Source organism: Geobacillus sp. TFV-3 (assembly GCF_009901865.1).
Lineage (GTDB): Bacteria > Bacillota > Bacilli > Bacillales > Anoxybacillaceae > Geobacillus > Geobacillus thermoleovorans_A.
Genome location: NZ_MPSP01000001.1, coordinates 1,500,642 through 1,523,308 on the forward strand (window position 1 = coordinate 1,500,642; position 22,667 = coordinate 1,523,308).

The 22,667-nt window shown below is 54.4% G+C and carries 22 protein-coding genes; 18 read left to right on the top strand and 4 right to left on the bottom strand.

Annotated elements, in window-relative coordinates; all coding sequences use genetic code 11:
* Positions 1-10: 10 nt before the first annotated feature.
* A complete protein-coding gene (locus tag BJQ97_RS07640; protein ID WP_160156114.1) occupies positions 11-1,006 on the bottom strand; it encodes an acyltransferase family protein in 996 nt (331 codons plus the stop codon).
* Positions 1,007-1,132: 126 nt separating this feature from the next.
* On the opposite strand from BJQ97_RS07640, the gene BJQ97_RS07645 reads away from it, so the two are divergent.
* The 4 genes from BJQ97_RS07645 to BJQ97_RS07660 all read left to right on the top strand — a co-directional run bounded on the left by BJQ97_RS07645 (position 1,133) and on the right by BJQ97_RS07660 (position 2,496).
* Positions 1,133-1,294: a hypothetical protein gene (locus tag BJQ97_RS07645; RefSeq protein ID WP_231584422.1), complete on the top strand. Its 162-nt coding sequence runs from the start codon at positions 1,133-1,135 to the stop codon at positions 1,292-1,294.
* Positions 1,295-1,474, top strand: coding sequence for an H-type small acid-soluble spore protein (locus tag BJQ97_RS07650; RefSeq protein ID WP_160156116.1), 180 nt, complete (start codon positions 1,295-1,297; stop codon positions 1,472-1,474). It begins immediately after the preceding gene.
* Between the two features lie 108 nt (positions 1,475-1,582).
* On the top strand, positions 1,583-1,753 hold the full coding sequence (locus BJQ97_RS07655; RefSeq protein WP_011231011.1) for a twin-arginine translocase TatA/TatE family subunit: 171 nt from the start codon (positions 1,583-1,585) through the stop codon (positions 1,751-1,753).
* A 167-nt stretch (positions 1,754-1,920) separates the two neighbouring features.
* On the top strand, positions 1,921-2,496 hold the full coding sequence (locus tag BJQ97_RS07660; RefSeq protein ID WP_160157567.1) for a YitT family protein: 576 nt from the start codon (positions 1,921-1,923) through the stop codon (positions 2,494-2,496).
* Between the two features lie 225 nt (positions 2,497-2,721).
* On the opposite strand, the gene BJQ97_RS07665 is transcribed toward BJQ97_RS07660, so the two are convergent.
* The 3 genes from BJQ97_RS07665 to BJQ97_RS07675 all read right to left on the bottom strand — a co-directional run bounded on the left by BJQ97_RS07665 (position 2,722) and on the right by BJQ97_RS07675 (position 5,830).
* Positions 2,722-4,083, bottom strand: coding sequence for a S8 family peptidase (locus tag BJQ97_RS07665; protein WP_160156117.1), 1,362 nt, complete (start codon positions 4,081-4,083; stop codon positions 2,722-2,724).
* A 242-nt stretch (positions 4,084-4,325) separates the two neighbouring features.
* The gene (locus tag BJQ97_RS07670) at positions 4,326-4,682 is read right to left on the bottom strand and encodes a hypothetical protein (RefSeq protein WP_201451669.1); all 357 of its coding nucleotides are present in this window, start codon (positions 4,680-4,682) and stop codon (positions 4,326-4,328) included.
* A 44-nt stretch (positions 4,683-4,726) separates the two neighbouring features.
* Positions 4,727-5,830, bottom strand: a complete 1,104-nt coding sequence (locus BJQ97_RS07675) for a histidine kinase N-terminal domain-containing protein (RefSeq protein ID WP_160156118.1) — start codon at positions 5,828-5,830, stop codon at positions 4,727-4,729.
* A gap of 224 nt (positions 5,831-6,054) precedes the next feature.
* Between BJQ97_RS07675 and cysK the strand changes: the two genes are divergently transcribed.
* The 14 genes from cysK (at position 6,055) to BJQ97_RS07745 (ending at position 22,630) form a co-directional block, all read left to right on the top strand.
* The gene (gene cysK, locus BJQ97_RS07680) at positions 6,055-6,978 is read left to right on the top strand and encodes a cysteine synthase A (RefSeq protein ID WP_160156119.1); all 924 of its coding nucleotides are present in this window, start codon (positions 6,055-6,057) and stop codon (positions 6,976-6,978) included.
* Positions 6,979-6,989: 11 nt separating this feature from the next.
* The gene (locus BJQ97_RS07685; protein WP_160156120.1) at positions 6,990-7,262 is read left to right on the top strand and encodes a hypothetical protein; all 273 of its coding nucleotides are present in this window, start codon (positions 6,990-6,992) and stop codon (positions 7,260-7,262) included.
* Between the two features lie 76 nt (positions 7,263-7,338).
* Positions 7,339-8,439, top strand: coding sequence for an AbrB family transcriptional regulator (locus tag BJQ97_RS07690; RefSeq protein WP_407066451.1), 1,101 nt, complete (start codon positions 7,339-7,341; stop codon positions 8,437-8,439).
* A 48-nt stretch (positions 8,440-8,487) separates the two neighbouring features.
* A complete protein-coding gene (locus BJQ97_RS07695; RefSeq protein WP_160156121.1) occupies positions 8,488-9,126 on the top strand; it encodes a Bax inhibitor-1/YccA family protein in 639 nt (212 codons plus the stop codon).
* A 182-nt stretch (positions 9,127-9,308) separates the two neighbouring features.
* Positions 9,309-10,106 carry a hydroxypyruvate isomerase gene (gene hyi / locus BJQ97_RS07700; RefSeq protein WP_160157570.1) on the top strand — a complete coding sequence of 266 codons (798 nt, stop codon included), beginning with the start codon at positions 9,309-9,311 and terminating at the stop codon, positions 10,104-10,106.
* Entirely contained in the window at positions 10,106-11,011 is a 906-nt protein-coding gene (locus BJQ97_RS07705) for an NAD(P)-dependent oxidoreductase (protein ID WP_160157571.1), read from the top strand. The genes hyi and BJQ97_RS07705 overlap by 1 nt, the downstream gene beginning before the upstream one ends.
* Positions 11,012-11,250: 239 nt before the next feature.
* Positions 11,251-12,573: an FAD-binding oxidoreductase gene (locus BJQ97_RS07710; RefSeq protein ID WP_160156122.1), complete on the top strand. Its 1,323-nt coding sequence runs from the start codon at positions 11,251-11,253 to the stop codon at positions 12,571-12,573.
* A complete protein-coding gene (locus tag BJQ97_RS07715; protein WP_160156123.1) occupies positions 12,573-13,934 on the top strand; it encodes a (Fe-S)-binding protein in 1,362 nt (453 codons plus the stop codon). Before BJQ97_RS07710 ends, BJQ97_RS07715 begins: the two co-directional genes overlap by 1 nt.
* Positions 13,931-15,376 (top strand): FAD-linked oxidase C-terminal domain-containing protein, encoded by a 1,446-nt coding sequence (locus BJQ97_RS07720; RefSeq protein ID WP_160156124.1) that lies wholly within the window; start codon positions 13,931-13,933, stop codon positions 15,374-15,376. Before BJQ97_RS07715 ends, BJQ97_RS07720 begins: the two co-directional genes overlap by 4 nt.
* 107 nt (positions 15,377-15,483) lie before the next feature.
* Entirely contained in the window at positions 15,484-17,667 is a 2,184-nt protein-coding gene (locus BJQ97_RS07725) for a malate synthase G (protein WP_160156125.1), read from the top strand.
* Between the two features lie 182 nt (positions 17,668-17,849).
* Positions 17,850-19,067 carry an NAD(P)-dependent malic enzyme gene (locus BJQ97_RS07730; protein WP_160156126.1) on the top strand — a complete coding sequence of 406 codons (1,218 nt, stop codon included), beginning with the start codon at positions 17,850-17,852 and terminating at the stop codon, positions 19,065-19,067.
* Between the two features lie 6 nt (positions 19,068-19,073).
* Complete coding sequence (locus BJQ97_RS07735; protein ID WP_236567176.1) at positions 19,074-19,265, top strand: DUF2437 domain-containing protein; 192 nt, start codon at positions 19,074-19,076, stop codon at positions 19,263-19,265.
* Positions 19,266-19,299: 34 nt separating this feature from the next.
* Positions 19,300-20,085: an IclR family transcriptional regulator gene (locus BJQ97_RS07740; protein WP_160156127.1), complete on the top strand. Its 786-nt coding sequence runs from the start codon at positions 19,300-19,302 to the stop codon at positions 20,083-20,085.
* A 268-nt stretch (positions 20,086-20,353) separates the two neighbouring features.
* Positions 20,354-22,630, top strand: a complete 2,277-nt coding sequence (locus tag BJQ97_RS07745; protein ID WP_160156128.1) for a DEAD/DEAH box helicase — start codon at positions 20,354-20,356, stop codon at positions 22,628-22,630.
* The last annotated feature ends 37 nt before the right edge of the window (positions 22,631-22,667 follow it).

The following is a 22,667-nucleotide window of genomic DNA, read 5'->3' on the forward strand; positions in this document are numbered from 1 at the left end:
TTTTGGACTGCTAGGTCATTGTCTGCCGCCAGTTCGGCCATCGCCATTCCAACAGCGGCCGCACGAGCCGGACGACCGGCTTGCTTCCAAGGATGAGCATCATGGCGACCGACAGTGCAAGCAGAAGCGGATAGCCGTGCACATCCATAATAAAGTCTGGGAATGGCGTCTCGTGCAAATATTTTAAAATAAACCCGTGCAAGATATAGATGTAAAACGTGCGCGCCCCGAGCACAGAAAAGGAGAAGCGACGGCTCGGGATGAGCGACAAAAAGCCGAACATCATGAGCAGGCTCGCCCCATAAATGGCGAGGCGGCTCGCAATGCCGGCTGATTCCGAGACGCCGAGCGTATCGTACGATTTCGAGCCGTACAGCCAATCTTGCGGCAAATCGGGAAACCCGAAATGGATGGCGAAAAACATGCTAACGAGCACCGCAAGCGAAACAAGGCGCACTGGGGCGGCAAACAAGCGCTCGATCACCGATTTTTTCGTGAAAAACCCGAGCAAAAAGAACGGGAAAAACGTGAGCGTCCGCGACAAGCTCAGCCATTTTTCCGCTTCCATCATTCCGCCCGCCAAGCCGAGAAGAAGCGCCAGCGGCAGCGCGATCCGCTTTGGCAGCCGGCCGAACCATAACAGCAGCACGTTCCAGCTGAACAGGCTGAGCAAAAACCATAAACTCCAATGCGGGGTCAATAAGTCAAGTTCCAGCGACTGTTTGTCATACAGGAAGAAGTAGTAGATCGAATACAGCAGCTGGAACAGAACGTACGGGATGAGCAATTTTTTCGTGATCTTTTGCAAGTAGCCGTGCTCGTGGAATTTTTTTGCAAAATAGCCGGAAGTGAAAATGAACGCCGGCATGTGGAAAAAGAAAATCCACGTATACAAGCTGTGCACCCATAAGACGCCGTCAATGTACGGGCGCAGAAAGTGGCCAAACACGACGAGGAGCATGAGCGCGCATTTTGCGTTGTCAAAATAATAGTCTCGCTCCTTCATAGTGTTTCCTCCTTTCTTGTACACACCAATTCGAATCATACTCCTTCTTTTTGAGGGAGTCAACGCAGGAAACGAAGCGATGGGATGTCCGCTGTCATCAGTTTGCCAAAGAAAGGTGATGGTTTGGTGAAAAACGATCGGCGCGAAATGGACGATATGACGCAGTTGCTTGAAATCATCAACACCAAAGGAGATGAAGGAGAGCTTCGCGAGATTGTCTGCAACGACGAGTTGTTTTGGAAAAGCTTGCGGGCGCAGGCGGAGGACAGTGCGAAAGGAGGGGGATAAATGGAACTGTTGCGGGCGAAGCGAATTGCTGAAGCTGGGGAGATCGTTCCGGTGATGTACAAAGGGAAACAAGTGGTGATTCAGCACGTCGACGATGAGCGCGAAATGGCTCGCGTTTATTTCATCGATGAATCGGAACACGAACAAGACGCACCGGTGCGACTGCTTGAGGAACAATGAGAGTTGTGCAAATTGTCGCCGTTTTGTCAAGGGAAAGACGATGACACCGTCCGTTCTTCTATGGTATAATGTTTCAAGAAACGACGCTTGAACATTGGAGTGACAAACATGAACATCGGCTTTGGAGAAATTGCGCTCATCGTTTTTTTCGCTTTGCTCATTTTCGGGCCGAAAAAGCTGCCGGAGTTAGGACAAGCGGCCGGGAAAACGTTGCGCGAATTTAAGAATGCGACAAAGGGCATCATCGACGATGACGAGACGACAAAAGCGCAAAAATAAGAGGTTGGGCATAGAGGCCTGGCCTCTTATTTTTGTGTTTCGTTCGCGATGAGCCATTTTCTCCGCCACGCGGCAAAAAAGAGACAAGCTCTGTCAAGGGGCGCCATATACATATATATGGAGGCATGTTGGCTCATTGGGATAAGCCGTGGCGGAGGGGTTTCGTGATGATCAAAAAAATGGCGGCGGTGATTGTCGGCGGTCTGCTTCTTGGCGTCGGCATCAATGTCTTTTTCGTCCCTCACCATTTGCTTGATGGAGGGATGATCGGGCTCGGGCTGATTGCCAAATACGTGTGGCATGTTCAGGCTGGGTTGACGGTGATCGTCTTAAGCGTTCCGCTTTATGCAGTGGCATGGTTTTACTACCGCCCGTTTTTTTGCAACAGCTTGCACGGACTTTTATTTTCCTCATGGATGATTGACGTATTGTCCGTTTTGCGCGGCGTGATCGTGTTGGATCCGCTTCCAAGCGCGGTCATCGGCGGCGTGCTGGTCGGCGCGGGCATCGGCTTGATGTTGCGCGAGGAGACGAGCACGGGCGGAACCGATCTGCTCGCCCAGTTGATCGCTAGATGGACGAATTGGAACGTCGGGATCATCATTTTTGTCATTGACGCCGGCATTATTTCAGCTGGAAGCGTGATCATCGATTCCGTGCCGTTTGTCCACTCGCTTGTCGTTGTCACGGTCGTCGGGGCGGTGACGACGATGTTGACGCGCGAAAAAACGATGGGGGTATAGCCTGAATCCCCATCGTTTTTCGTTTCAGCAGATAGGCGCTCCTCTATAGGAATGAGGCACTGCTTGCCGACGCGGACTGCTCGTCACGGAAGGCGCCGTTTCCAGCTGTTTGCTGATTTGATGCTGTGGGGGGGTTAACGTCGTCCCCACAGGGGGTGAGAATCTTGTCCGTTTGATCTTTCCCAGCGATGGGTTCCCCAATGCCATCGGCGGAAGGAGCGTCGGTTATCGCTTAGCCAGCTCGAGCGCGCGATAGACATTGATGAGCCCGTAGCCATAATACGGATCTTTTCCTCTCTCGCCCAAATCGTCAGCGCTTTCGAGAATAATGTCGCGCACTTCATCGTTCGAAAGCCGCGGGTTGATGGAGCGGATCAAGGCGGCGAGCGCGGTGACGTGCGGCGCGGCCATCGATGTGCCGGAAAGCGCGGCGTACCGGTGGCCGGCAAACGTGCTGGCGATGTTTGTTCCAGGCGCGACGACGTCTACATAGTCGCCGTAGTTGGAATAAAGCGCATAGGAAAGATCAGGGTTGACAGCCCCAACGCTGATCACTTCTGGATAGGCGGCTGGGAAGCTCGCCTGGGATGTGCTGTCATTGCCGGAAGCGGCGACAAGCACGACATCATGAGCATCGGCGTAGCGGATCGCTTCTTCGAGCACCGAGGACGGTTGGTAGTTGCCAAGGCTTAAGTTGATGACTTTTGCCCCGTGGTCGACCGCCCAGCGGATTCCTTTCGCTACATCAATGCTCGTTCCGTAGCCGTCGGCGTTCAATGCTTTGACTGCCATGATCGGGTTGAACCATGTCATGCCGGCGACCCCTTCGCCGTTGTTCGGCTGTGAGGCGATGATGCCAGCGACATGGGTGCCATGGCCGTTTTCGTCAAGGGGAGAACGGTTGTCTGCCAACACGTTATATCCGGTGATCAGGCGCCGGGCTAAATCGGGATGGGTCAAATCAACTCCGCTGTCGATGATGGCGACAGCTACATTCCGCTTGCCGCGCGACAGCGTCCACCCCTCTTCCGTATGAATGGCCGGCAAGTTCCACTGGTAGCGGGTGTAAAACGAATCGTTCGGCAACAACGCTGGCTTGTTCCACTCATTTTGCATGTAAATGTAGTGCGGTTCGCAATAATCGACCATTGGAAGAGAGCGGAAATAGCGGCGCATCTCTTCGTACGTTTGCCCGCGCGAACGAAATACAAACACGTGATCGACCTGCTTGATGAGCTGGCCGGCGATGGCTGCCTCCATTTGTTTCAAGCGGCTTTCGGACGGCAATGCCTGAAAGCGGACAGCGATCTCATTTGAAAAATAATGACTTCGATCGCCGCGGCGATTATGGAGGATTTCCCGAATGCGCGGGTGCTCGTTCAGCTGCTGTTTCAGCTGCTCGCCTGCACTTAGGCTGTCCAATGCGACAACGGTTGGATGGGCGGGCGCGTCTTCGGTGTCAAACGGCTTCAGCCGCGGCGGAGCCGGGGCGTTTTTTTCTAGAGCCGGTCGCCCCAAGGCGGCTGCGGCGACGAGTAGAGCAACAACCGCGCTGGCCGCGGCCCATATTCGATATCGGCGTTTCACGCTGTTCACCTCCTTCGTTGTTAGGATGAGCGAATGGCGGGCAAATCATGAAAAATGGGATTCCCTTGCAGAGGACGAATCCCGTTTATACGCTCAGCGGCCGACCGATTGCATACAGATGCAATTTGAAGTTTTTAACAATAATAGCTGCAGGGCATGAAAGGTTGACTTTTCTTCCAGCTTTCGTTTCGCTCGGAAGCGGGGCTTTTTCGCGAAATGATGATGAAAAAACCGCACCGTGGTCAAACCGGTGCGGTTTTTTGGGACAGCGGCGGAGTGGCGATGATGTCCGCCAAATCGCCGTCTTCGTCATAGGTGCGGTAGACAGCGGCTTTCGTATGCGGAGCATGGACCGATAAAAAGAGAATGCGCTCTTTGCCTTCGCGGGCGACTTTCGTTTCCATTTTCAATGACACTTTGTTTATCGTGAGCGAGTAGAACCGGTACGTCAAGCCAAGCCACGTGCGTTCTGACCGAACGGTATCCGGATGATGGCGGATGAACGCAGCGAGTTCGGCGAACGAATGCATTTCCCACTCGAGCCATTCACGGATGGCGTTTGCCGCCTGCTCCAACCAACTTTTCCAAGACGTTTTCATCGGCATCACCTTTTTTCATCCATCATCCCCATTTCCGCTGTTCATTATACAGGAAGGCGAATGGAAAACGTCGTCACGTTGTCATCGGAAAAACAGCAGATGTCTCCACCGTGATCTTCGATGACTTTTTTGCAAATGTATAAGCCGATGCCGGTTCCAAGCTTTTTCGTCGTAAAAAACGGCTCGAAAATTGTTTCCACAATGTCGGCCGGAATCGACGGACCGTTGTTGGCGATTTCGATGATGATGCTTCCGTCTTGGCAACGGGCGGCGATGTTGATCCGCCGTGGTTTTTCCTTCTCTTTCACAGCTTCGATCGAGTTGAGCAAAATGTTTACCAGCACTTGGCGCAGCTGATCTTTATAGGCAAATATATGTATAGATTCATCGATCGCCACCGAAAGGTCGACATCACTGTCGACGATCGTGGCGTATAAAAACTCGATAATTTCCTCCAACAGCTGGCGCAACGAAAACATTTCTTTTTCGCTTTCAACAATTTCTTTGCGTGAGGCATGCAAAAATTGTGAAATGCGAAATTTCAGCTGCTGCAACTCATGGTCGATAATGTCTAAATAAGGAAGATGCGGATATTCAAATTTCAATAATTGAATAAAACCGATAATAGCCGTAAGCGGGTTGCGAAACTCATGGACAAAACTCGATGACATTTGCCCAAGCAACGTCAGCCTGTCTTGATGAGACTTGGCGATGAGCGTGTTTTTTTCATGCAATTCTTTTTCTTTTAGCTCATTGTATTTTGTGACCGCATGAAACAAAAATTGGTCAAACAGCTCGTTCAAATGGTCGATGAGCGGGGCCAACTCTGTGACCGACAGCGGCGCGGCCAGCGCGTGGTTGATGACGAGCCGCCGCCCGAGGTTGACGTTGTAGACGAGGGCGCCGATGCCGGCGTTCATTTCCGCCCGCTCTTTGGCGATTTTGTTGGCTAACCGTTCGATCGTCTCGCTAGATAGCGACCGCAACAGGGCTCCTTTGACGAGTTCAAATACTGCTAAGCCGTTTTGTTCGACGCAGTCAATGTATTTGTCATCGTCGGCAATTTTCATATGCTGCCGCCAATAGGCGAGAAAGTTCGGCAAATGGGCTTCTAAATGGGTGACGAGCTGCTGTGCCGCAGATGCCAAAAAAGCCACCTCGCTTTCCATCGTTTATCTTTTATTATAAGGGGGAAGATCGGACGAGAACAGGGGAAAAATCGCAATCGGTCCGGCCGAACGAACGTCCTTTTGCAAAAAACGATCCAAAAACACCTGGTGTTGCGGGCGGGACAGACTGTTTGAACGAAAAAAGAAAAATCATTTATAATGAATGAGGCAAACAAATATTTTGCAAAAGGTTGGGGACGATCGTGAAATTGTATGACTCGATTTTAGATTTGATCGGCGGCACGCCGATTGTCAAGTTGCAACGTCTTCCTGACCCGGACGGCGCGGATGTGTATATGAAGCTTGAATCGTTCAACCCGGGCGGCAGCGTCAAAGACCGGCCCGCTTGGGAAATGATCCGCCGTGCGGAGGCGGAAGGGAAAATTACGCCTGGAAAAAGCACGATCATCGAACCGACGTCCGGCAACACCGGCATCGGCCTGGCGATGGTGTGCGCCGCCAGGGGCTACCGTTGCATCATTACGATGCCTGACAACGCGACGGTCGAACGGGTGAAAATTTTAAAGGCGTACGGGGCTGAGGTGCATTTGACGCCGGCGGAGAAGCGGATGCAAGGGGCGATTGATGAGGCAAACCGGCTTGCTAGTGAAATCCCTGACAGCTTTATCCCGATGCAGTTTGAAAACCCGGCCAATCCGGATGCGCATCGGCATACAACAGCGGTGGAAATTTACGAAGCGTTTGACGGGCGGCTCGATGCGTTCGTGTTAACCGCCGGCACCGGCGGGACGGTGACCGGAACAGGAGAGGAGCTGAAAAAGCGCATTCCGAATTTGCGCATTTACGTCGTCGAGCCGTACGGCTCGCCCGTCTTGTCGGGCGGCAAGCCGGGGCCGCACAAAATTCCTGGCACCGGTCCTGGGTTTATTCCGAAAATTTTAAACCGCTCGATTTACGACGACATTTTTTTGATTAAAGATGAAGACGCCCAGCAGATGGCCCGCCAGCTCGCGGCGAAGGAAGGCATTTTCGTCGGCGCTTCGGCCGCTGCCAGTGCCTATTACGCCATCAAAGTGGCGAAACAGCTTCCCAAAGGCGCCCGCGTCCTTTGCATGGCGCCTGATTCCGGTGAGCGGTATTTGTCATCTGATTTATTCGCTGATTAAGCGGACGGCTCATGGGCGAAAAAAAGCGAGCTGCTGGCTGCACTGTCCGCCCTTTGCCATGCATGGGAAGGCAAGCATTCCTCTCCGCCAAAAAGGAGAGGAATGTTTTTTTGTTTGGGTATTTCTTAGCTTGCAGAAAGCGGATAGTAGAGCAAAAGCTGCCGCTCCTTCCTGCCTTCGCGCCGCCGTCCGCGATCGATAAAACCGGCCGCCAAGTACAGCCGCTGCAACAATTGATTGTTGAAGGCGAAAGGATTGTTCAACGGACGGAAGCAGTTCACTAAATTCGGAGAGGAAGTGTTCGGCTTGGCTTTGGAAGGACGACAAGGATGGAGCTGCGTTGTGCGCATTGCTTTAACGATGGCGATTGCGTCATTTGGAGGATGGATGTTTGCATTGCTCGGTGTTCCGCTTCATTGGGTGCTGGGCCCCGCTGCGGCGATCCTCACAGCGGGACGCTTTTTGAAAGGAACATTGTATTGGCCGATTTCGATCCGGAACGCTGGGCTTATTCCGATCGGCTATACGTTAGGGACATCGATGACGGCGGAGACATTGATGGAGATGGGACGGCAGCTGCCGGCAATGTTGCTGGCGACGGTGTTGATTTTGTTGTTCAGCTTCCTCGTTTCTTGCCTTGTGGCAAGATGGACGGGGATTCCGCTCCGTTCGATCGTCACCGGCAGCATCCCCGGCGGATTGTCGCAAATGCTTGTGTTGGGCGAGGAGCTCGACGGTGTCGATGCAACGATCGTCGCGTTTTTTCAAGTGATGCGCCTGATGGGCGTCGTGTTTCTCGTCCCGCTCATCGCCTTAAGCCCGTTCTTTTCCGGCGGCGCCGGGGCGGGGGCGGGCTTCGGAAGCGGACAAGAGCCGGATTGGAGCGTCGGTCTTGTTTGCCTGTATTTGGTCGTCATGGTCGCCAGCGCGTTCATCGGAAGGCGCATCAAACTGCCGACCGCCTATTTGCTCGGCCCGATCATCGGAACATCGGCCCTGGTCATGACCGGGGCGCCGGCGCCGCATTTGCCGGCGCCGCTGTTGGACATGGCGCAAATCGCGATGGGGGCTTACCTCGGTTTAATGCTTAAGCCAGTTCGCATCGCAGAAAAGGGAAGAGTCATGCTGGGGGCTGTGGCAACCGGGTTGGCGCTCATTTTGTTTTCCATGGCTTCGGCGTTTGTGTTAACGGCTCTGCACGGTGTGCCGTATTTGACAGCGTTCATCGCCTTGGCGCCGGGCGGCATGGATCAAATGGGAATTTTGGCGAAGGAAGCAACTGCCGACCTTGCCGTTGTGATAAGTTATCAAATGTTCCGCATTTTTTTCATTTTGCTTGTCGTCCCGCCGGTGTTGAAAAAACTGTTTGCCGCCCGCTGGTTTCGATGGATCGAACGACGGACCATACATCGAGGCGGACGGTCCATGCAGTCTGCGTCAATCAAAAAGAAAGGGCTGTGACAAGAAACAAATATATGTTAAACTAGAAAGAAAAAGGAGGGGGTTGCCATGAACCATTCGACCGTTTATCGTCCGCATAGCCCAGTGGCAAAATTGGCGGTTTCCTTTTTAGCGGCGCTGGCCGTCGCGACGGCGGGGCTGTATGCTGGGCAATGGGTGCCGGCTGGCCTGTATTTGCCCCTTTACGTGCTTGAACTTGTGCTGCTGTTGGTCATGATGTTCGCCCGCGTGAAAAAAGCGGTCGGCTATCCGCTTATGTTTGCGTTTATGTTTGTCTCGGGGGCGACGCTCTATCCGCTCATCGGCTATTACATGTCCGTCATCGGCGCGGCGGCGGTGTTCAAAGCGTTTGCGCTGGCCGTCGTGTCGTTTTCTGGCGTTGCGATTTACGCGGCGAGAACGAAAGAAGATTTTTCGTTCCTCGGCGGGTTTTTAATGCTCGGAGCGTTTGCGCTCATTGGCTTGCTCATCATCCAGTGGTTCATTCCGTTCTCCAGCGTCGGGCAAATGGGAGTGGCGGCGTTAGGGATTTTGATTTTCCTTGGCTTTACGATTTACGACATCAACCGTTTGGCCCGCTATGGCTTTACGGAAGCGGACATCCCGATGATTGTCGTCAATATTTACCTTGATTTCATCAATTTGTTTGTCTACATTTTGCGTTTTTTCGCCAGCGATGAGGACTGAGCGTCAAAAAGGGCTGCCCCAAAGGAGCAGCCCTTTTTCCATGACAGAGGCATGGATCAAAGCGGCAAGTCGAAATGGTGCGGCTGTTTTTTTACGGCATTAAAGGTGAAACGCGGTGAGGCAGGAATCGGCAAAGGGGGGCGCGAATAAGAGAAAGAAATGGAGAAGAAAGGAGCCTCATGATGAAGTTTGCCGTCAATGTCTCAACGATTTTCACCGAAGCGCCGTTTCTCGCCCGGTTTGCCAAGGCGAAGCAGCACGGGTTTTCGCTCGTCGAGTGCCAGTTTCCGTACGCGGCGGCGCCTGAGGCGATCGTCGGTGAGCTTGAAGAATGCGGGCTGTCCCTTGTTTCGATCAACTTGCCGGCCGGCGATTGGGAGAAGGGGGAGCGCGGGCTCGCCATCTTTCCTAACCGTCATGATGAATTTCGGCGTGCACTAGAGGAAGGAGTGCGTTATGCGCTCGCGCTCGGTGCACCGCATCTTCATTGCATGGCGGGAGTGTTGCCAAGGGACTTGCCGCGCGAGCGGGCGAAGGAGACGTATATGCGCCGCATTGACGAAGCGGCGGCAACGCTTGCTGTTCATGGCTTGACGCTGACGATTGAACCAATCAATCCGTTCGATATGCCCGGCTACTTTTTAACTGACATCGACGAAGCCGCGACGATCATTCGCGAGCTTGGCAGGACGAATGTGAAATTGCAATATGACGTCTATCATATGGCTCGGCTTGGGCGCGATGTGACGGCGACGTTTGCCGCCTACGCACCGCTCATCGCGCATGTGCAATTCGCTGACGCCCCCGGGCGGCATGAGCCGGGGACGGGAGAGCTTCCGTATCGCGAGATTTTCGTATTTTTGCAACAGTGCGGCTACAATGGAGCGATTGGCCTTGAGTACATTCCGTCAGGGGAAAGCAGCGAAAGCTTTTCTTGGTATGATGAATATCGGAGCGGCACGAAAGGAGGTGACCGATGATGACCCGAATCGGCTTTATTGGGTTGGGGGTAATGGGCTCGCGCATGGCGAGCCGGTTGCTTGAAGCGGGATTCAACGTCACGGTGTACAACCGCACGCCGGAAAAAGCAGCGCCGCTTCTCGAACTCGGCGCTCGGCAGGCGGAGACAGTTGCGGAGCTGGCCGGCGAATCTGACGTCATTTGCACGTGTTTATCAATGCCGGATGATGTGATCGAGGTATATACGGGAGAAGGAGGCGTCCTTAGCGCGGCCCGTCCGGGGACGATTTGCCTTGATTTTACGACCGTCGGTCCGAAAACAAGCCGGTTTGTCGCTCGGCGCGCCGACGAGCACGGCGTCGATTATTTGGACACGCCGGTGAGCGGCGGCCCGGAAGGGGCAGAGCAAGGGGCGCTGACGATCATGGTCGGCGGAGCGAAAGAAGCGTGGGAGCGGGTGCGTCCGCTGCTTAGCGTGTTAGGAAAAACGGTTGAGTATTTAGGGGAAAGCGGCGCGGGCAGTGCGGCAAAAGTAATTAACCAATATTTGGTCGCCGTTCATTCTGTCGCTGCAGCGGAAGCGATGGTCGCTGGCGTTGCTTACGGGCTTCATGCCGGGAAGCTGTATCGGCTGTTAAAAGAAAGCTATGGAGACAGCCGGATGCTGCGCCGCCATATGGAGCAGTTCGTCTTGCCGCGTCGATTCGCTCCCGGCGGGGCGGTCAAGTATGTACATAAAGATGTGCGCTTGGCGAACGAATTGATGGATGAAATCGGCCTTGGCCGCCGTCTTGGCGTTCAAGCGGAAAAAGCGTTTGCCGAAGCGATCGCTGCAGGCCTTGCCGATTTGGATATGTCAGCGGTGATCCAACCGCTTGAGCAGCAGGCCGGAGTGGCGGTGAAAGAGACGGAATGGACAAAATGATCGATAAATTCTAAAAATTCGTTGAAAAAATGGGTGAGCGATGGTTTAATAGAAGTAGCAGGGAGGGTTGGCCCTAAAGGGGGTTTTGGGCTAAACCAATGTATATATGACGCTGATCAGAAAAGGTGTCCCGATTCTTTTGGGGCACCCTCCGCCTGAAGAAAACGGTTCGAGCGGTTCGCTTTTTTTGAAGATAAAAAGAAACATCGTTTCTTATTACGAAACGAAGGAGGGCGCTCATGCTTTCATTGACATGGATGGAGGAGCTGCAGGCGTTTTTGCATCCCGAACAAATCAAACGGAATGAATCGTTCCACCCCCTCGGCAATGATGGGGCGGTGACCGTCTATCCGCAAACAGAGGAAGAAATCGCTGCGGTGCTCCGCTATGCCGACCGCCATGGCAAAAAAGTCGTCATCGCTGGACGCGGCACAAAGCGGGGATTCGGCGGGCAGCGGGAACGGGCGGACATCTTGCTGTCGTTGGAACGCTATGCCGGCATTGTCGAACATGCGGCTGCCGATATGACCGTTACCGTCAAAGCGGGGACGGTGTTGGGCGATTTGCAGCGCGCGCTTGCTCCGTATCGGCAAAAGGTCGCCTTGGACCCGTTTTGGCCGGACGAAGCGACGATCGGCGGGGTCATTGCGGCGAACGACAGCGGGCCGAAGCGGCTTGGCTACGGGTCGGCGCGCGATTCGGTCATCGGCTTGCGCATCGTCTATCCGAACGGGACCGTCATCCGCTCCGGCGGCAAAGTGGTGAAAAACGTCGCCGGCTACGATATGAACAAGCTGTTCATTGGGGCGATGGGGACGCTTGGGGTGCTGAGCGAGATTACGTTAAAACTCCGGCCGCTGGCGAAATATGAAAGCGTTGTGTTGCTGTCGTTCCCAAGCGGCGATCTTCATGACATCCGTTCTTTTGCTGTTTCGTTCCTTGACACGATGATGGAGCCGGTTTGTTTTGAACTGCTCAATCCGGCGCTTTCCGAGCGGCTGACGGGGCGGCCGGTTTATACGCTTGTGATTGGGTTTGAAGATGTGGAAAACGCCGTCCATTACCAAGAGCATTGGGTCGAACGGCTGCGGCCGAAAGCGGCCGAGATGGCCGTCTTAGCTGGGGAAGAGGCGGCGGCGTTTTGGCGGACGTTTAATACGGTTGCGCCGAACGGGCGTCTGGCGCAGGCGGAAAACGGGATTGAAGCAGCGGTGAAAATCGGCGTCGTCAACCTGGATGTGCTCTCCATCTTGCGTGAAAGTGTTTTAATTGCTGACCGTTGCCATATCCGCATCGAGGCGCACGGCGGGTTGGGCCACGGTCTTTGCCAGGCGTATGTGCACGGCAGCGAAGAGGGGGTGTTGACCGCGATCGAAGAGCTGCGCCAAACGGCGGTTCGCTTGGGCGGCTACGCCATCGTGAAACATTTGCCGTTTTCGCTCCGCCAGCGTGTCGACGTCTGGGGCGGAAAGCCGTCGTACTTTTTCTTGCTCGAAGGCATTAAGCGGAAAATCGATCCGAACAAAACGGTCAACGATCAACGTTTTATTGGGGGGATTTAATGATGAGCATGATGACCAATGAACGGGCGGACAACCCAGCGTGTGCGACCGTAAGTCTTGGCAACTATCGTTTTCCCGATTTGCCGGACCCGAGCAAGTGGGCGGATTGCGTTCATTGCGGCATGTGTTTGGAATCATGCCCGACGTACGAACAGACGGGTGAAGAACAGCACTCCCCGCGCGGCCGCGTTCATCTCATGAAGTCAGTCGGCGAGGGGAAGCTTGAGTTGACGCCTGATTTGCTCGATCCGATTTTTACATGCTTGGATTGCCGCGCCTGCACAACGGCTTGCCCGGCCGATGTCGATGTCGGCGGGCTCATTGAACAAGTGCGCGGCCAGCTTCGCCAGGCGGTGCCGCTTGCCGGTTGGAAAGCGCTTGTCAGCGACGTTTTCTTAAAAGGCATTTTTCCGCATCCGTCGCGCCTCGATTGGCTCGGCCGCTTGCTGAAACTGTACCAAAAAAGCGGTTTGCAGACGCTAGCGCGCAAAACCGGACTGCTGCGGATGATGCCTGATCACCTGGCTGAAATGGAAGCGATTTTGCCTTCGGTTGGCACGCCGGTGCGGAGAAAGTATAAACATCAGCCGCTCATTAAGGCGAAGGGGGAAACGAAACGGACAGTCGCCATTTTGACCGGCTGCGTCATGGACGTGATGTTTTCCGACATCAACGAAGCGACGATCCGCGTATTGACCCATAACGGCAACGATGTCGTCATCGTGCCGAACCAAACGTGCTGCGGCGCGCTTCACGTTCACGCCGGCGACCGCGAAACGGGCCGGAAGCTCGCCAAGCAGAATATCGAGGCGTTTCAAGATGTTGACTATATCATCGTCAATGCCGCCGGCTGCGGCTGCATGTTGAAAGAATATCCGGAACTGTTCCGCCACGATCCGGAATGGCATGAAAAAGCGGAGCGATTTGCCGCGAAGGTCGAGGATGTGTCGAAATTTTTGCATGACACCGGCTTCAAACCGCCGAAAGTGGAATTGAACGTGCGCCTGACGTATCATGATGCGTGTCACCTGGTCCACGGTCAAGGCATCCGCAAAGAACCGCGCGCTTTGATCGAAAGCATTCCGGGGGTGGAAATGGTCGCCATGCCAAACGCAGACCGTTGCTGCGGCAGCGCGGGGATTTACAACCTCACCCATCCAGAGATGGCGCAAGCCGTTTTAGAGAGCAAAATGCAAAACGTGCCGCAAGAGGTGGAGCTCATTTCGATGGGCAATCCGGGCTGCATGCTGCAAATGGCGCTTGGCGTCATGAAACATGGACGAAACCAGAAAATCGTCCATACGGTGCAGCTGTTGGATTGGGCGTACCAAAAAGAAGAAGGGAAGGACGTGCGCATATGAGAAAACGGTCCATTGCAACGAACGACCCGCACATTCAGGCGCTCGCCCGCATCGTCGGGGAACGGGCGATTTTATACCGGAAAGAAGATTTGATGGCGTATGACTGCGACGGCTTTACCGTCCATCGCCATTTGCCAAGGGCGGTTGTATTTCCAAACAGCACGGAGCAAGTGGCGGCGGTCGTCCGATATTGCCATGAACATGATTTGCCGTTTCTCGCCCGCGGCGCCGGCACAGGGTTAAGCGGCGGGGCGATTCCGTTGAATGGCGAAGTCGTCATCAGCTTAACAAGGATGAAGCGGCTGTTGCACGTCGATCTCGAAAACCGACGCGCTGTCGTCGAGCCGGGGTTTGTCAACTTGAAGCTGACGAACTCCGTCTCCCACCGCGGCTATTACTATGCGCCCGATCCGTCAAGCCAATATTGCTGCACGATCGGCGGCAACGTCGCTGAAAACGCCGGCGGCGCCCACTGCTTAAAATATGGGGTGACGACGAACCATATTTTAGGGCTTGAAGTCGTCTTGCCAAACGGCGAAGTGACTGAAATCGGCGGAAACGGCGTTCCCGATCCGCCCGGCTATGATTTGCTCGGGCTGTTGACTGGATCGGAAGGGACGCTTGGCATCGTGACGAAAATTACCGTCCGCTTGCTGAAAAATCCGGAGGCGAAACAGACGGTGCTCGCCTATTTTGATGAAGTGGAAGACGCGAGCCAGACCGTTTCCGACATCATTTCCGCCGGGATCGTGCCGGCGGCGCTTGAGATGATGGATCAAACGGCCATCGAGGCGGTCGAAGCAGCCGCGTTTCCGGTCGGGCATCCGAAAGACATCGCGGCGCTTTTGCTTATTGAAGTGGACGGCATTTCCGCCGGGATCGACGAACAAATCGACGATATTTTGGCGATTTGCCGACGCCATCATGTGCGTGAAGTGAAAGTCGCCCAGTCGGAAGAAGAGCGGGCCCGCTGGTGGGCAAACCGGAAAACCGGGTTTGGCGCCATGGGGGCGATTTCGCCCGACTATTTAGTGCAAGACGGCGTCATTCCGCGCAGCCGTCTGCCGGAAGTGCTGAGGGAAATCGCCAACATCAGCCGCAAGTATGGACTTAGAATCGCAAACATTTTCCACGCCGGCGACGGCAATTTGCACCCGCTTGTGCTGTTTGATGCAAGCAAGCCCGGGGAGACGGAGCGGGCGCTTGCCGCCGGAAGCGAATGCCTCAAGGCGTGCGCGGCGGTCGGCGGATCGATTACAGGGGAACATGGTGTCGGCATTGAGAAAAAAGAAGAGATGCGCTTCATTTTCACTGATGAAGAGATTTTGGCGCAAACAGCGATTCGCGATGTATTTAATCCGAAAAACTTGCTCAACGCCGGCAAGCTGTTCCCAACGCCGGGGCGGTGTGTAGAGACAAAGATGCCGTCGACAGTGAAATAAAAATTTTGTGAAAATGATTGTCAGCCATTTCGTTTCATGCTATCATCTTTTTAGAGTTATTAAGAAACAATGTTTCGTAATAAGAAACAAGAGAGGGGAAGAGGACGATGGGCGAATATGTACAAAAAGGGAACATCCAAGTCGCCAAAGTGCTGTACGATTTTGTCAACGAGGAGCTTCTGCCGAACAGCGGGCTGGATCAAGATCAGTTTTGGCGCGACTTCGGCGCGCTCATTGTCGATTTGACGCCGCGCAATAAAGAATTGCTTGCCCGCCGCGACGAAATTCAAGAAAAATTGAATGAGTGGCATAAAGCGCATCGCGGCCGTTTTGATTTTAACGAATATAAAGCGTTTTTGACGGACATCGGCTATTTGGAGCCAGAAGTCGAGGATTTTGAAATCACAACGGATAACGTCGATGACGAAATTGCGGTGCAAGCCGGGCCGCAGCTCGTCGTTCCGCTGACGAACGCCCGCTATGCGTTAAACGCCGCCAACGCCCGCTGGGGCAGCTTGTATGATGCGCTGTACGGCACCGATGCCATCAGCGAAGAAGACGGCGCCGAGCGCGGTTCGTCGTACAACCCGGTGCGCGGGGCGAAAGTCATCGCCTATGGACGGAAGTTTTTGGATGAAGCAGTGCCGCTGGCGGAATACTCCCATAAAGATGCTGTTCAATATGCGGTTGTTGATGGCCAGCTTGTCGTGACAATCGAAGGCGGCGTGACGACGGGGCTGAAAGAGCCGGAAAAATTTGTCGGTTTCCAAGGCGACCCGCAACATCCGACAGCGGTGTTGCTGAAAAACAATGGCCTTCACATTGAAATTCAAATCGACCGCAACCATCCGGTTGGACAAACGGATAAAGCCGGCGTGAAAGACATCGTGTTGGAAGCGGCGGTCACGACGATCATGGACGGCGAAGATTCAGTGGCGGCTGTTGACGCCGAAGACAAAGTGCTCGTCTACCGCAACTTGTTTGGCTTGGTCAAAGGCGATTTGACGGCGACATTTGAGAAAAACGGCAAAATGATGACGCGCGCGTTGAATCCGGACCGCGTATACAAAACGCCGGATGGCGGAGAGCTTGTGCTGCCGGGCCGATCCCTCCTGTTCGTGCGCAACGTCGGACACTTAATGACGAACAACGCGATTTTGCATGCGAATGGCGAGGAAGTTCATGAAGGAATCATGGACGCCGTCATGACCAGCTTGATTATGAAACATTCGCTCATCGGCAATACGCGTTACTTGAATTCGCGCAAAGGCTCCATTTACATCGTCAAGCCGAAAATGCACGGATCGGCCGAAGTGGCGTTTGCCAACGAGCTGTTTGACCGCGTCGAAGATATGCTCGGCCTTCGACGCAACACGATTAAAATCGGCGTGATGGATGAAGAACGCCGGACGTCGCTCAACTTGAAAAACTGCATCTACCAAGTGCGTGACCGCATCATTTTTATCAATACCGGCTTCCTCGATCGGACCGGAGACGAAATTCATACGTCGATGGAAGCGGGGCCGATGCTGCGCAAAAACGATATGAAATCATCGACTTGGCTGCAGGCGTATGAAAAATCGAACGTCGCCGTCGGGCTTGCCGTCGGCTTCCGCGGACGGGCGCAAATCGGCAAAGGAATGTGGGCGATGCCGGACTTGATGGCGGAAATGTTGAAGCAAAAAGGAGCGCAGCTGAAAGCCGGCGCCAATACGGCATGGGTGCCGTCGCCGACAGCCGCCACGCTCCACGCGCTTCATTACCATCAAGTGAACGTCGCCGCTGTGCAAAGCGAGCTGGCGAACGAGCGGGCCGATTACCGCGACGACATGTTGCAAATCCCGGTCGTTGATCATCCGCAATGGACGGCGGAAGAGATTCAAGAAGAGCTCGACAACAACTGCCAAAGCATTTTAGGCTATGTCGTCCGCTGGATCGACCAAGGGATCGGCTGCTCAAAAGTGCCGGACATTCACAACGTCGGACTGATGGAAGACCGGGCGACGCTTCGCATCTCGAGCCAAATTCTTGCCAACTGGCTCCATCATGGCATTTGCACGAAAGAGCAAGTGCTCGAGACGCTCAAGCGGATGGCGAAAGTCGTTGACGAACAAAACGCCGGCGATCCAAACTATCGCCCGATGGCGCCGAATTACGATGATTCGGTGGCGTTTCAAGCGGCGTGCGATCTCGTGTTCCTTGGCTATGAACAGCCAAACGGCTATACAGAGCCGATTTTGCACCGTCGCCGTCAAGAAGCAAAAGCGAAATTTGCTGCTGTTCAGCCATGAACGGGTGATTATTGGAGGAACAAGGGGAAACGCCCTTGTTCCTTCCTATCCAACATGGTCAGAAAATTTTGAAAAAACGAAAGGAGGGCAGTTCCTAGTTGCGACTGGTCGGTTGTCGAAGACAAAGCAGCACAAAAGACGGAACAAGGAAATGGAATCAGGTTGGCAGCTAGGGATCAAAAATGGAGAATTTGAGAGAAAAAGCATTATTGGTCCATCAGCAAGCGAGAGGAAAACTATCCGTCGAAGTAAAGGTGTCCGTAGCGGATGCGCATGACTTAAGCGTCATTTACTCTCCGGGAGTGGCTGAGCCGTGCAAGGAAATTTATATCAACCAAGATGAAATATACACTTACACGGCGAAGGGAAATTTTGTCGCCGTCGTCTCAAATGGCACGGCGGTGCTTGGGCTTGGCAACATCGGCGCGCGGGCGGCGCTTCCGGTCATGGAAGGAAAAGCCGCCTTGTTCAAAGCGTTTGCGGGCATCGATGCCGTGCCGCTTTGCCTCGATACCGAAGATCCGGAACAAATCATCCAAGCGGTCAAGCTGCTTGAACCGGCGTTTGGCGGCATCAATTTGGAAGATATTGCTGCCCCCGCCTGCTTTGTCATTGAAGAGCGGCTTCGCCAAGAGATGGCGATTCCGGTGTTTCATGACGATCAGCACGGAACGGCCATCGTCGTTGCCGCTGGGCTGACGAACGCCTTGAAAGTGGTCGGCAAACAGCTTGCCGGTTGCCGGGTTGTCATCAACGGCGCCGGCGCTGCTGGGGTGGCGATCGCCAAATTGCTGCTGTCGATGGGGGTTGGTGAACTGATCGTTTGCGACACAAAAGGAGCGATTTATGAAGGGCGTCCGCACGGAATGAACGCCATGAAAGAAGAAATTGCCCGGCAAACGAACCGCCGCCGTATCTCCGGACCGCTCGAGGAAGTGATACAAGGGGCAGATGTGTTTATCGGCGTTTCCGTGGCGGGAGCGTTGACGCCGATGATGGTTCGGATGATGAATCGAGGAGCGATCGTTTTTGCTTTGGCGAATCCAGTTCCTGAAATCATGCCAGATGAGGCAAAAGCCGCCGGCGCCGCCGTGGTCGCGACCGGCCGGTCCGATTTGCCGAACCAAGTGAACAACGTGCTGGCGTTCCCCGGCGTCTTCCGCGGTGCGCTCGATGTGCGGGCGACGCAAATTAATGAGGCGATGAAAATTGCTGCTGCCGAAGCCATCGCCGGGCTGATCCAGCCGGAAGAGTTGACCGAGGAATACGTCATCCCGAACCCGTTTGACCGGCGTGTTGTCGAAGCGGTGGCTTCCGCCGTCGCCCGCGCCGCCATGGAGACCGGAGTGGCTCGAATCAAGGAAAAAGACGAGGAACAAGATCGTGTCAGAGAGGGGTAACTGCCGATGAAATTTGTTCGTTTTCTCGCCGACGGCGCGATTCGCGCCGGTGTGGTGAACGATGAAGTGATCCGCGAAATCGAAGGAAATATGTTTGCTGATTGGGATTATACCGGAAATGTATTCCGCTATGATCGTGTTTCGCTTTTGGCGCCGTTTGCGCCGCTCACCTGCGAAAGCCCGGCCGTTCGTGTATAATAGCGAGCAGAGAGAATAAATTGAGGTGAATGCGATGGAAAGAGAAAACATGGTCAAATCGGTCCGCCGGGCGCTGCAAATCATCGAAATCGTCAGCACGAAAAAGGACGGGCTGGGTGTGACGGAAATCGCAAAACAAATGGACATCAACAAAAGTTCGGTGTACCGCATTTTAACGACGCTCGCCCAATACGGTTATATCGAACAACATCCGGAAACGGAGCGGTATAAGCTTGGCTACAAGTTTTTAGAGCTCAGCTCGAAGCTGCTTGATTCGATCGATTTGCGCCAGGAGGCGAAGCCATATTTGCGCCAGCTTGAAAAAGAAACGAACGAGGTCATCCATCTCGTCGTCTATGACCAAGGGGAAGTCATTTATATTGAAAAATTGGAAGGAACGGAGACGCTGCGCATGCACTCCAAAGTCGGCAAACGGGCTCCGATGCATTGCACGGCGGTCGGCAAGGCCATTTTAGCCCATTTGCCGCCCGCCGTGGCTGAAGAGATCATCGATCGGAAAGGACTACCGAAGCATACCGATTGGACGATCACCGACCGCGAGGCATTTTTCCGCGAACTTGAGACCGTCCGGCAAAACGGGTATGCGCTTGACTTGGAAGAAAACGAGTACGGCATCCGCTGCGTGGCCGTTCCGATTTTTGACTATACCGGCGGCGTCGTCGCGGCAATCAGCGTTTCCGGCCCGACGATCCGCATGACGGACGACCGCATCACATCGCTCACTGTGCGCATGCGCCAGATCGGCCAAGAACTGTCGGCAAGGCTCGGCTATCGTGGAGCCTATTCCGTCCAGCTGTAGCGGCTGGACGTTTTTTTGTGCAAAAAAGAATAACCAGCCAACGATTCGGTTCATGTGAATGCCTCTTTGATGGAGAAGATTGAAAGAAGGCGGCCCGTTTTCCAAAAAATCGCTTGGATATTCTTGAAGGCGCTGCCGCTCGATTGGCCCTGACACCTATCCACTTGCCGGGTTCAAAGTTCAAAAGGGAGGGGATTGCCTCTTTGCAGCGTTTTTTTCGTGCAAACAAACGGAATGCATGTAAAATAGAAACGAGGTGATATGCGACGTGAAAAAACAGACGCTTTCGGAATGGATCGAACAGCTTCGCCAAGATCCGAATGTCGTGTATTGGCATGAAATCGAACCGAAAGAAGCGAATTTCGTTCCGTTTCCAGACGAACTCGATCCGCGGTTGCGCGCGGCGCTCAAAGCGCGCGGCATCGCTTCGTTGTATACGCACCAGGCGGCCGCTTATGACGCAGTCCAAAGCGGGCGGAACGTTGTTGCCGTGACGCCGACCGCTTCAGGGAAAACGCTTTGCTACAATTTGCCGGTGCTCGATGCCATTGCCAAAGAGCCATCGAGCCGCGCCCTGTATATTTTTCCAACAAAGGCGCTCGCTCAAGATCAAAAGAATGAACTGAACGAGATCATCGCCGAGATGGGCGTGCCGATTTACAGCCATACATACGACGGCGACACGGCGCCGGCGTTGCGGCAACAAATCCGTCAGGTGGGTCATATTGTCATCACCAACCCGGACATGCTTCACACGGCGATTTTGCCGCACCATACGAAATGGATTTCACTTTTTGAACAACTGCGCTACGTCGTCATCGATGAACTGCATACATACCGCGGCGTATTCGGCAGCCATGTGGCGAACGTCATCCGCCGCTTAAAGCGCATTTGCGCCTTTTACGGGAGTCGACCAACGTTTATTTGCACGTCGGCGACGATCGCCAATCCGAAAGAGTTGGCGGAGCGGCTGATCGGCGAACCGGTGACGCTTATTGACAACAACGGGGCGCCTCGCGGGCGGAAATATTTCGTGTTTTACAATCCGCCGATTGTCGAGCGAACGATGAACATCCGCCAAAGTGCGACAAAAACGGCTGTTGAGCTCGCAAGACAGCTGCTTGTCAACCGCATTCCGACGATCGTTTTCGCCCGCAGCCGCGTCCGTGTCGAGTTGATTTTAAGCCATTTGCAGGCGGTGGTGAACGAACGAATCGGCGATACGACGATCCGCGGCTACCGTGGCGGCTACTTGCCGAACGAGCGGCGCGCCATTGAAAAAGGGCTGCGCAGCGGCGAAATTATCGGGGTTGTCAGTACGAATGCGCTCGAGCTCGGCGTCGATATCGGGCAGTTGCAAGCGTGCATCTTAACAGGGTATCCGGGAACGATCGCCAGCACGTGGCAGCAAGCCGGGCGCGCCGGCCGGCGCCAGGGCGATTCGCTCGTTGTCATGATCGCAAGCTCGAGTCCGCTTGATCAGTACATCATCTCCCATCCAGAATACTTTTTCGGCCGCTCGCCGGAGACGGCGCGCATCAACCCGGACAACCTGCTTATTTTGGTTGATCATATCAAATGCGCCGCCTATGAGCTTCCGTTTCGGCGCGGCGAGACGTTCGGCGGCGTTGAAGTCGAAGAGGTGCTCGACTTTTTGGCTGAGCAAGGGGTGCTTCACGAGCGCGCTGGGCGCTGGCACTGGATGAGCGACGCGTTTCCCGCGCATGATATCAGTTTGCGCTCCGCGGCTCAGGAAAACGTCGTCATCATCGATATTTCCGACACTGCCCGTCATCGCGTCATCGGCGAAATGGACCGCTTCAGCGCGATGACGTTGCTTCATGATGAAGCGATTTATTTGCACGAAGGAGCACAATACCAAGTCGAAAAGCTCGACTGGGAGGAGAAAAAGGCGTACGTCCGCCAAGTCGATGTTGAATATTTTACGGACGCCAATTTGGCTGTCCGGCTTGATGTGCTGTCGGAAGACCGGAGCGAAACGCGCGGACAAATGGCGGTGCGTTACGGTGATGTATCGGTCCGAGCGATGGCGACGATTTTTAAAAAGCTGAAGCTGTCCACGTTTGAAAACATCGGTTCAGGGCCAATCCGCCTTCCGGAGGAAACGCTTCATACGTCAGCGGCGTGGATGGAGTGGGAGGCGGTGCCATCGCGCTTTTCCCCGGCGTTGTTTGAGCAATTGCTGATCGGCATGGCTAATGTGCTTGGTCATCTCGTGCCGGTGTTTGTCATGTGCGACCGCTCCGATCTTCACGTTGTGCCGCAGCTTAAGGCGCCGCATTCCGGGCGGCCGACGATTTTCCTTTATGATCGCTATCCAGGCGGAGTCGGCCTGTCGGAGGCGGTGTTTGAACGGTATGAAGAGATCATGAAACATGTGAAAGAATGGGTCGAACGTTGCCCGTGTGCGGACGGCTGCCCATCGTGCATCGGCATTTCAAACGCTGACGGACCGTCGTTGAAGCGCGAACTTGTCCAGTTTTTGGACGAACAACTTGCCGTTTGGGCCGGTCCGTCCGTTTAAGCGTCGTCATGCGTGTTTTTGCCGAGTGTGGGAGAAT